The following is a 10,446-nucleotide window of genomic DNA, read 5'->3' as shown; positions in this document are numbered from 1 at the left end:
CAATAGGGTTAACGTATTAAAGTATTATTATGGCACTGATATTTGATGACAATATACAAGCGAATGTCGCAAAGCCAACAGACAACAAAAGTGGGATTTTCGAAAATGGAGTCTGGCGACCTTACAATAATTTGCAAGAGTTTTATGATTTACAGCCAATTTCAGGCAGATACGAAGGTCAATTTTTCCTAGTGAGAAAAGGGGTAAAAATGCTAGATCTGTACTGGTTAGAGGGACAGGTTAACGTTGCAACAATATTTAAGACCGATATAGATCTATCTGATTATTTTACCAAGGAAGAAATTGAAGATTTGCTTGATCTCAAAGCTAATAAAAACATATTGACAACTTCTGACATTACATTAGCGCAAGCAATAAACGATTTTATATATGGTATAACTGATGCTAATACGGGTGAATCCGTAAATCTTATCAAAATAACAGATGGAAGTATTCCAATAGTTGATAAAGTTATATTTTTTCAAAGAGGTACTGACTATTATAAGAGAATATATTCTAAAATAAATGTAAGGTGGTTTGGTGCGAAGGGCGATGGGGTGCACGATGACTATTACGCAGTCCAAGCCGCATGCTCGGCACTCAATAATATTGGTCGCGGAACGATGTTATTTCCAACGGGTATTTATTATATAGATCATTACAAAGTATCAGGACCAAATCCGAATGGGATTACCAATTTAACTATATCTGGAATTACTGAATTAATAATTGAAGGGGGGGGCTCTTTGATAAAGATGAAGGGGGGATGGACTAGGACAGCTGATTATTCGGCTGGAAGTTTTACTTATTCATATTCAAATTGTGTAGGTATTGTAATATCAGAATGTAATAATGTTACTATTTCTGATCTTGAGATTGATGGGGGTGCAGAAACAATAACGAAAGTAGCGACCGCGGAAGGAGTTTCTCATGGTATCATGCTGGATGCGTGTAAAAATCTAAATCTCAAGAATATACATGTACATCATTTTTGTGCGGATGGGCTTATAATAAGGTCAAAAGGACTGGAGATTTGCAGAAATATATCTGCAATGAATTGCAGGTTTACAAACAATGCTAGACAAGCTATGTCCATTATTCAGTTGAGACAAGGTGTCTTTATCAATTGTGAGTTTAGAGATACCGGAAATACAGGTCTTTATGGAGGACATTCGCCTCAAGGTGGGGTAGATATAGAACCGGATACAAAAATTCCAGCTGTATCGGAAAATACTGGAGATATTGTATTTATTGGATCATTATTTCAGGACAATAAAGGATTTGAATTTGTTACTTCTAATGAACTAAGTGTATCGTATCCCATCAATATTATTGGATGTACGTTTAAAAATACAAATAGATTTAATCCACAAGTATTGCCAGCTGCTGCATTGGTTAGATTTACCAATTGTTTGTTCGAAGATGTAGGAATATTTCCAGCGTATTCATTAAGTACGAGGGCTTCGAAAACAGAAATTATTAATTGTACAATAAATTCTCATTATCAGGCGGAGCAGATATTATTTGCATCAGGAAGTATTCCATTTGTTAAAGTTGATGGATGTGAGATAAATCTGCTTGGTACCGCAGCGCACACTACACAGATTTACAGAATATATTCCACTAACAGTAATTTGGAATTTATTAATAACAAAATATCTATTTCAGCATTGGAGCATTCAGGGACTGGTAATTTGCCGATTATTACCATACAGAATGCAAGAAGATCTATTTCAAATAGGTGGTCTACTGATTTAATTTCTTCGGGGGTGCAGTTTCAGGTTATTTCAACTAATGTTTTTGAGTATAAGGATTTCTTTGTAAATCCAATCTTTTTGTCAGCCCGAAGTATACCATTAACAACAAATTGGTATTCTTTGGGAAGTTCTCCGGTTGATTATATTGAAAGTGTTTCAAGTATTGCACCCGGCGCTAAAATATTGTGGGGTGCTTCTTCTCCCGCTACTGGGAACTGAATTAAAGGCACGTTAATGATAAACTCTGCGCTTTCAACAGGTACAACTTATGGATGGGTTTGTATTACCAGTGGAACTCCAGGTGTGTGGTTACCCGTTGGTATTTTATCAAAAGATGCTGATAAAAGAAATTCTGGACCCACTATAAATAGACCTGTTGTTACTACTATAGGGTTCCAGTATTTTGATACAACACTAGGGTGTGCGGTGTGGTGGAATGGATCAACATGGATTTCTGGAAATAGTAAAAGAGGGGTATTTATTACTTCTGGGGCTGGACAATCAACTATTACAATTCCTCATGGATTGTCAGCTATACCTACTTTCACTTCAGTAATCGCCAAATCAGCCGATGCGATAAGTGCTAAAGTAATCAGTTGGACAGAAAATGCTACACAAATTGTTATTACCGTAGGAACAACTGCTATTGGAACAAATAACTTGTCTTATTCATGGGAGGCCTCCCTTTAAAAAATGCATTCCAAATAATTATTACATCTAATGGAGTTTATTGCCCTTACCAAACCACAAGCACGTAAGATCATTCTTGCCGCTGCCGGACTTGCCCAAAAGGCACAGTTCGGGACGGGAATTGAGGCTGTTTACCGGGTGATTGACCATTTGGGTTTCGTGCAGCTAGACACGAATTACGTTGTGGAGCGTGCTCATCACCATGTTATGGCAGCACGTGTACCGGATTATCAAACGGAATGGCTGGCTGATCTTTGTGAAGACGGCCGGATTTATGAATATTTCACTTCCGATGCAGGTTACCTCCCTATGGGCGATTTTCGCTTTTCATTGCCTGTAAAAGAGGCTTTTAAAACACAAGGCAAGCCGCTTGCCAAACCGGATGTCAATTTAATGAAGCAGATTTTGGATAGGGTGGAAAGAGAAGGGCCGCTCATGGTTGGCGATTTTGAGAACGACCGCCAGGAAGCGAGCTCAGGCTGGTGGGACTGGCGACCTGCTAAGGTTGCGCTCGAAAGGCTTTACCTCAATGGAGACCTGATGATCAGTCGTACCAAAGCCTTCCAGAAGGTTTATGACCTGCCACTCAATTTAGTGCCTCAGGAAACAGATGTAAGTATTCCCACAGAGGAGGAATATGCCCGTTTTGTCATTCTCCGTACCTTAGGGGCACTCGGTATTACCTCTGTTAAGGAAATGGCCTGGCGTGCCCGTCGTGTGAAAGGCAACCTAATAAAAAAGGAACTGGAAAAAATGGTTCAGATTGGCGAAATAAAGAAGGTAGCAGTTGACGGCTTGAAAGGTCCGTTCTATATGCTCCCTGATCAGGAAATTGATATTGAGTTATCCAACGAAGTCTTTATTCTATCACCCTTTGATATCCTTAACGTCTTCCGTCACCGATTAAAGGACTTTTTCAATTTTGATTACCAGATCGAATGTTTTGTGCCCGCGCCTAAACGTTTGTACGGTTATTTTTCACTACCTGTACTCGCTGGAGAAACCTTTATTGCAAGGATGGATGCCAAAGCTGACCGCAAACAAAATGTCCTGATTGTTCATAACATTCATTTTGAACCACTTGATCTCCAGTCAGTCATTATTGAAAAGTTTACTCAAGCCTTAAAAGAATTTGTTCAATTCAACCGGTGCCAGAACATTGTCTTCAAGCGATCAAATAATGATATTTATCTGGAAGCCATCAGCAAAAGTTTTTCATAATCAGAACAGCCTTATTGTCTTTTATAGACAGACTTTCCTTCCTTAATTGTTTCCAGTACCTTAATGTCCTTTATCTTTTCAGGGTTAATTGTTAGAGGATCTTTGTCCAAAACAACCAGATCTGCAAGCTTACCTGTTTTAAGCGAGCCTTTACGGTCTTCTTCATGATATTGGTATGCAGCATTAATTGTTATTGCCTTCAGGGCATCCAGGGGTTTGATCCTTTGATCGGGGCCGAGTATTCTTCCTGACCGTGTTTTTCTGTTTACAGCTGAATAGACTGCTGTTAATAAATCCGGTGGGGTGACGGGTGAATCATGGTGCATGGTGAAAATGATGCCGGCCTTTAATGCTGCATTTGCGGGGCTGATGAAAGCTGCCCTTTGCGGACCAAAAACACTGGAATAATGCCAGTCTCCCCATAGGTAAACATGGGTGGAAAAATAAGAAGGTATGACGCCGAGATCTTTAATTTTTTGAATATGATCTGGACGACTGTTTTGAACATGAATGAGCGTAGCCCGCAATTCGGCTTTGTAAATTCCCTCGTCTTTTAAGCGTTTGATGACTCTGATGGCCTGATCAATTGCGGCATCTCCATTCACATGAAGCTGAGCAGTGATGTGGTTTTCAAATAAGGTTTTCAGGTCATTATATAATACGGAGTCTGTAAATATTGGAAAACCTTTATAATCTGGTCCCTGGCCTTCAGGAGGAACGACATACGGCTGGGTAAGCCATGCTGTTTTACCCTGAGGAGAACCATCATCAGAAAATTTAAAACCACCCAGTTTAAGCCGGTTGGTGTATTTCATGTATTCTGGTTTAAATTGATCCAGCTGTTTTTTGAACTGTTCGTAATCTGGAAAATAAACAACATCTGCTTTGAATAAGTGTTTTGCAGCAGCTTCCTTTAACAGCGAAACACTTTCTCCCATTGTCCTCCCATCACAAATGGTGGTTTGACCATAACTTAACCATTCATCCTGTGCTTTCATCAGATTTTTCATGGATTGGGAAGGGTCGGTATCCTTTGTCATTTTTTTAGTCAGCGTAAGTAAAGCGGCGAAACTGGCATTCTCTTCTAATTTTCCATTTAGTCTTTTTGTTGTTCTATCACGGCCATAGTGGCCTCCTTCAGGATCTTTCGCGGTTTCAGTAATGCCTACAAATTTTAACATAGCTGTATTGGCTACACTGGCATGGCCTGACGCATGAATAGCAATAATTGGATTGGTCGTGCTGATGGCATCCAGTTCGTCTCGTGTGGGGTGCCTGTGTTCTACCATGATGGCGTCATCATAGCCATTGCCTATAATAGGAAGCCCGGCAGGTATTTTATGCTCCTGTATGTATTTTCTTAGGGTGGTTTGTAAACCCTCGATAGAGTTTACCGTACCGTAAGGAGAAGGGGAAAGGTCTACTGCCTGCATCATTCCTGCTCTGGAGGTCAAATGACCATGAGCATCTATAAAACCTGGCAGTAAGGTTTTGCCTTTGAGATCGTATAGTTTTGTTTGGTCATTAGCATAGGCATCAACATCCGATTTTTTTCCAGTGAAAAGGATTTTACCGTCTTTTACGGCAATGGCTTCAACAGCAGGGCTGGAGTCCTCCATTGTGATGATGGTGCCACCAAAATAAATAGCGTCAGCATTATCTTTGGTTGCTTTGTTTTTGCAGCTGAATAAGGCGATTGTGGCAAGCAGCAGGAGAGAGGAGCGAATTTTCATGGCGCTAATGTTTTATATATCAGTATAATATATGTAAACGTTTTATTTCCCTCATTTGTTTAAATAAAAAACCGCCTCACCAGGAAGTGATGGCGGTCGTTCTGGCCGGTTAGCTGTCGGAATTAATTTGGCATTAATACGGTATCTACTACATGGATTACCCCGTTTTTCTGGTAAACATCTGCTATGGTAACCATGCTCGTTCCACCTTTCTCATCTTTCAACATTAATTTTTTTCCTTCCATCCAGGCCCACAATTTACCACCCTCAACAGTGGTTAATTCTGCTTTGCCGTTTCCTTCTTTGATTGCTTTAGCAATCATTTTGGAATCCAACTTTCCAGCTACAACATGGTATGTTAAGATTTTGGTCAGCATATCTTTGTTTTCTGGTTTTAGAAGTGTTGCCACAGTTCCGTCTGGCAATTTGTCGAAAGCTTCATTGGTTGGTGCAAAAACTGTAAATGGACCAGCCCCTTTAAGGGTTTCTACCAGGCCGGCTGCTTTAACAGCTGCAACCAGTGTGGTATGGTCTTTTGAATTTACAGCATTGTCAATGATATCTTTAGTTGGGTACATCGCTGCGCCACCTACCATTGGATTTTTCTGAGCGTAAACTTGTGTTGACAATGCCATAACTATTAAGGCTGCAACAGATAAAATAATTTTTTTCATAATCAGATCTTTTCGTTTGGATGCATGTACGCAAAAGATAATAGGCTTGGTTTTTTATCTTGTAAGTATTTTTTTGGACAGGACTTAATAGGCTTTTCCTCAGCTACTTTAGATGCATGCGGTAATGCGAGGGGCTCATACCCGTAATTTGCTTAAAGAACTTGTTAAAGTTGGTTAGATTATTATACCCACTTGAATAGCAAACCTCAGCAATCGAATATTCTGGATTTTGTAAAAGTTTACAAGCATGGCCAATCCGTATCTCATTGATAAATTGAGTCAATGATTTCTGAGAGCGATCCTTAAAAAATCTACAAAATGAATTCGTAGTCATGTTACAAAGTTCTGCAACTTCTTTTAAGTTTATATCCCGTTTAAAATTCTTCATTAAAAACTGGTATACCTTGTTGATTCTATTGGTGTCTTTTTCATTATAAGGGTTTTTAAAGCCAATAGTTGCCAAATATTCATATTCATGGGAAGATGATAGAATGTCAATTACCCGGAGAAAGGATATTATTTTATCAATTCCTTTTTGTTGAGGTAATTTCTTTAGTATTAATGTGACTTCCTGGTTTGTCTTTCCATAAAATTTTAGCCCCCTTCCGGCCTTTTTTATTAGGTCTTCTATTAAATTTAGTATGTTTTGGTCATCGGTTAATCCCAGAATAAAATCTGAGGGAAAATAAATTACAGTTGATTTAGCTACCTCGTTGTCTTCAGAGGATAAAATATTATGACTTTGCCAAATATGAGGTAGGTCAGGTCCCATTAATACAAGGTCATTATCTTCAAAATTACCAATATGGTCGCCCACAATACGTTTTCCATGGCTTTTCTCTATCCAGACTAGTTCACAAAGTTCATGAAAGTGAAAGGATGCGATCAGCCGATTGGTTTTCAAATGTTTTATTTTAAAAGCTTTGATGCCCATAGGGTTTACATCAATTAATTCTGATTTCATTTGGAATATGGTCGTCGTAAGTTGAACCAATGTAGATATTTCACCTATGTATAGCCTCATTTGGATAAAATACTTTAAGATTTTGCACTTTAACTTTTAGAAAGTCGCTGGCTTCCCATCCTACATTTAGTACTAGTTAAACAGGTGATCTTTTGAAAGATTTCAGACTGCAAAGAATGCCTGTTAATCATTAAACCAAACCAAACCATATGAGGAAAACAGTACTATTTTTTATCCTTTCTTTTTTTTCATTGCCGGCGATTTCTCAGACGAAAAAAATCATCACGGGAACCGTTAGAAATAACAGTCAGGAATTATTGTCGAGTGTTAGCATTGGAGTTGTAGGGCAGAGCAGGTCCAGTACAACCGATCAGAACGGTCATTTCTCAATTGAAGTGATAAATCCGTCAAATGCTAAACTGCGATTTAGTTTTGTTGGCTATAAAACGAAGGAAGTTACATTAAGAGATTCACTTGTTTTGCAAGTATACATGCAACCAGAGGAAAACACTATGGATGAAGTGGTGGTAGTTGCATTTGGAAGTCAAAAGAAAACAACACTTGTAGGTTCTGTAACTTCTATTAGTGCTAAAGAGCTTAAGGGACCTACAAGTAACCTGACTACTACTCTGGCCGGTCGGATGCCGGGTATTATCGCTTATCAGCGAAGTGGAGAACCAGGACAGGACAATGCCAATTTCTTTATTCGTGGAGTGGGTACCTTTGGAGCAGGAAAACAGGATCCACTCATTTATATAGATGGGATTGAAAGTAATCCTACAGACCTGGCCAGACTTCAGCCAGACAATATTGAAAACTTTTCCCTCTTAAAAGATGCTTCAGCTGCAGCCTTGTATGGTGCAAGGGGTGCCAACGGAGTTATTCTTGTTAAAACCAAAACCGGGGTCAGTGGAGAAACCAAATTAAATGTGAGAGTAGAAAACAGATTGTCTACCAATACGAAAAATTATCAGCTTGCCGACAATATTACTTATATGAGACTGGCAAATGAAGCTGTTTCAACACGGGATCCTTTAGGTGCTATTCCTTATAGCCCGAATAAAATTGATAATACTATTGCGGGTAAAGACCCCATCCTATATCCCAATAATAATTGGATTAAACTTTTAATAAAGGACTATACAAATAATATTTCCACGAATTTAGATCTAAGTGGGGGAAGCGAAAAGGCTAGATTTTATGTCGGATTGACTTATGATGAAAATAACGGTCTTCTTAACGTTACTAAGATGAATAACTTTAATAGTAATGTTAAACTTAGAACCTATTCTCTTCTATCTAATATAACGATAAAATTAACCAAATCAACTGAGGCCCTGATCAGTGTCCGTGGATTATTTGATGGAAGCAATGCGCCTGTTGGTGGAGGAGCCAGTATTTTTACGGCTGCATCTACCAGTAACCCTGTTGCATTTCCTGCCATTTATCCACAAAGTTATCTCCCTTACGCACAACATCCTTTGTTTGGTAATGCATTTGTGAGTAATGCAGGTCTTACCCTATACAATAATCCATTTGCCCAATCAGTTTCCGGGTACCAGCAGAGCGACCGATCTGTATTGACGCCACAAATAACCATCACACAAGACCTCAATGATTTAACAAAAGGACTTACGGCAAGAGCTATGGCATTTACCACCCGAGACGCAAGTTTTAATGTTGTTCGAAGATATAGTCCTTTCTATTATTCCAGCTTCACAAGAGATGGGCAAACGGATCTGTTTTTACTAAACAGCAATACACCCGGCGTTGGTCAGATAGGTTCGGCTCCAACAGAGTATCTTACCTATGAACGTGGAGACAATCTTGTCAGTACCGTAGTCTATGGAGAAGCTGCATTAAATTATTTGCGCCTGTTTAATGAAAAACATTCCATAGGTGGTCAGTTGATCAGTACTATAAGGTCTCAGTTAACCGGCAATGCCACTACGTTACAGCTTTCTTTACCAAAGAGAAATATAAGTCTCAGCGGTCGTGCTACCTATGGGTTTGACAATAGATATTTACTTGAATTCAATTTTGGTTACAATGGATCAGAACGTTTCTCTGCGGGAAAAAGGTATGGGTTTTTTCCTTCGATTGGTGGAGGATGGGTGGTGTCGAACGAAAAGTTTTTTGAACCATTAACTAAAGTCATAACCAGTTTAAAATTCCGGGGAACTTTTGGAATGGTTGGAAATGATGCAATTGGTAGTGATGCGGACCGTTTCTTCTACCTATCCGAAGTCAACCTGAACAATGCGAATAACGGGTATACATTTGGTGAGAATTACGGATATACCAGACCTGGAATTTCTACTTCCCGATATGGTAATAGTGAGATTTCCTGGGAAAAGTCTAAGCAAACCAATTTAGGTATGGATTTAACTTTGTTAAAGGATATTAATGTTACCATTGACGCTTACAAGCAGATTAGAAGTAGTATTTTACTGATAAGAAGTAATATTCCAAACACTTTTGGATTGCAGGCAGCGGCCCAGGCCAATATTGGAAAAGCTCAAAGTGAAGGTGTTGATTTTGCACTAAATTATAATAAGAATTTTAACAAGGACTTCTGGATCCAGATCCGCTCAACATTGACCTATGCAACAAATAAAGTACTCTTCAATGAGGAGCCTAATTATCCTTCAAATTTAAGTTATCTTTCAAAAGTCGGCTTGCCTACCCAGCAACTTTACGGACTGATTGCAGAACGTTTGTTTACCGATGATACAGAAGTAAGAAATTCACCTGCTCAAAACTTTGGACAATACAAAGGCGGAGATATTAAATACAGAGACGTAAACGGAGATGGCATTATCAGTAATTTAGATGTTGTCCCGATCGGTTTACCCAGTACTCCTGAAATCATTTATGGTTTCGGTGGATCATTTGGCTTTAAGCAATTTGATTTCAGTTTCTTTTTCCAGGGATCTGCCAGGTCATCTTTCCTAATCAATCCTGGATCGGGACGAGACAATGGTAATGTTCAAGGGATTTCCCCATTTGTAACAGTTGGTGGCAGCCAGTCTGGTTTATTGAATATTATTGCTCAGGATCACTGGTCAGAAGACAATAGGAACAGCTATGCATTTTGGCCCAGACTCAGCAGTGAGGTAATTAACAATAATGCCCAGCCTTCTACTTGGTGGCTTAGAAGTGGCGACTTTCTTCGTCTTAAACAGGTAGATCTTGGGTACAATATTTCAACCCGGTTTGCAAAAAAACTTCGCCTTTCAAATGCTAGGATTTATCTAAGTGCGCTTAACATTTTTACCCTTAGTAGTTTCAAACTTTGGGATGTTGAAATGGGAGGAAATGGTTTAGGTTACCCGATACAAAAAGTATATAATGTTGGGCTAAGAGTTAGCCTATAACATCTTCGATTACACATTACTCCTTAACAG

The 10,446-nt window shown here is 39.1% G+C and carries 7 protein-coding genes; 4 read left to right on the top strand and 3 right to left on the bottom strand.

Annotated elements, in window-relative coordinates:
- Positions 1-29: 29 nt before the first annotated feature.
- From DBR11_RS14720 to DBR11_RS14710, 3 genes are read left to right on the top strand one after another with little or no spacing between them, the layout of a single operon-like run.
- Positions 30-1,976: a right-handed parallel beta-helix repeat-containing protein gene (locus DBR11_RS14720; protein WP_108553416.1), complete on the top strand. Its 1,947-nt coding sequence runs from the start codon at positions 30-32 to the stop codon at positions 1,974-1,976.
- Between the two features lie 15 nt (positions 1,977-1,991).
- Positions 1,992-2,447, top strand: coding sequence for a hypothetical protein (locus DBR11_RS14715; RefSeq protein WP_108553415.1), 456 nt, complete (start codon positions 1,992-1,994; stop codon positions 2,445-2,447).
- A 30-nt stretch (positions 2,448-2,477) separates the two neighbouring features.
- Positions 2,478-3,668, top strand: coding sequence for a winged helix-turn-helix domain-containing protein (locus tag DBR11_RS14710; protein ID WP_108553414.1), 1,191 nt, complete (start codon positions 2,478-2,480; stop codon positions 3,666-3,668).
- A gap of 11 nt (positions 3,669-3,679) precedes the next feature.
- Here the strand turns inward: DBR11_RS14710 and DBR11_RS14705 are convergent, their stop codons facing one another.
- The 3 genes from DBR11_RS14705 to DBR11_RS14695 all read right to left on the bottom strand — a co-directional run bounded on the left by DBR11_RS14705 (position 3,680) and on the right by DBR11_RS14695 (position 7,039).
- Positions 3,680-5,401, bottom strand: coding sequence for an amidohydrolase (locus DBR11_RS14705; RefSeq protein ID WP_108553413.1), 1,722 nt, complete (start codon positions 5,399-5,401; stop codon positions 3,680-3,682).
- Positions 5,402-5,523: 122 nt separating this feature from the next.
- Complete coding sequence (locus DBR11_RS14700; RefSeq protein WP_108553412.1) at positions 5,524-6,075, bottom strand: fasciclin domain-containing protein; 552 nt, start codon at positions 6,073-6,075, stop codon at positions 5,524-5,526.
- 103 nt (positions 6,076-6,178) lie between these two features.
- Positions 6,179-7,039, bottom strand: a complete 861-nt coding sequence (locus DBR11_RS14695; RefSeq protein WP_108553417.1) for an AraC family transcriptional regulator — start codon at positions 7,037-7,039, stop codon at positions 6,179-6,181.
- Between the two features lie 209 nt (positions 7,040-7,248).
- On the opposite strand from DBR11_RS14695, the gene DBR11_RS14690 reads away from it, so the two are divergent.
- On the top strand, positions 7,249-10,416 hold the full coding sequence (locus DBR11_RS14690) for a TonB-dependent receptor (RefSeq protein WP_108553411.1): 3,168 nt from the start codon (positions 7,249-7,251) through the stop codon (positions 10,414-10,416).
- Positions 10,417-10,446 lie beyond the last annotated feature (30 nt).

Source organism: Pedobacter sp. HMWF019 (genome assembly GCF_003061025.1).
Taxonomy (GTDB): domain Bacteria; phylum Bacteroidota; class Bacteroidia; order Sphingobacteriales; family Sphingobacteriaceae; genus Pedobacter.
Note: the sequence above shows the minus strand (reverse complement) of the source record. Positions and strands in the feature narration are given on the sequence as shown.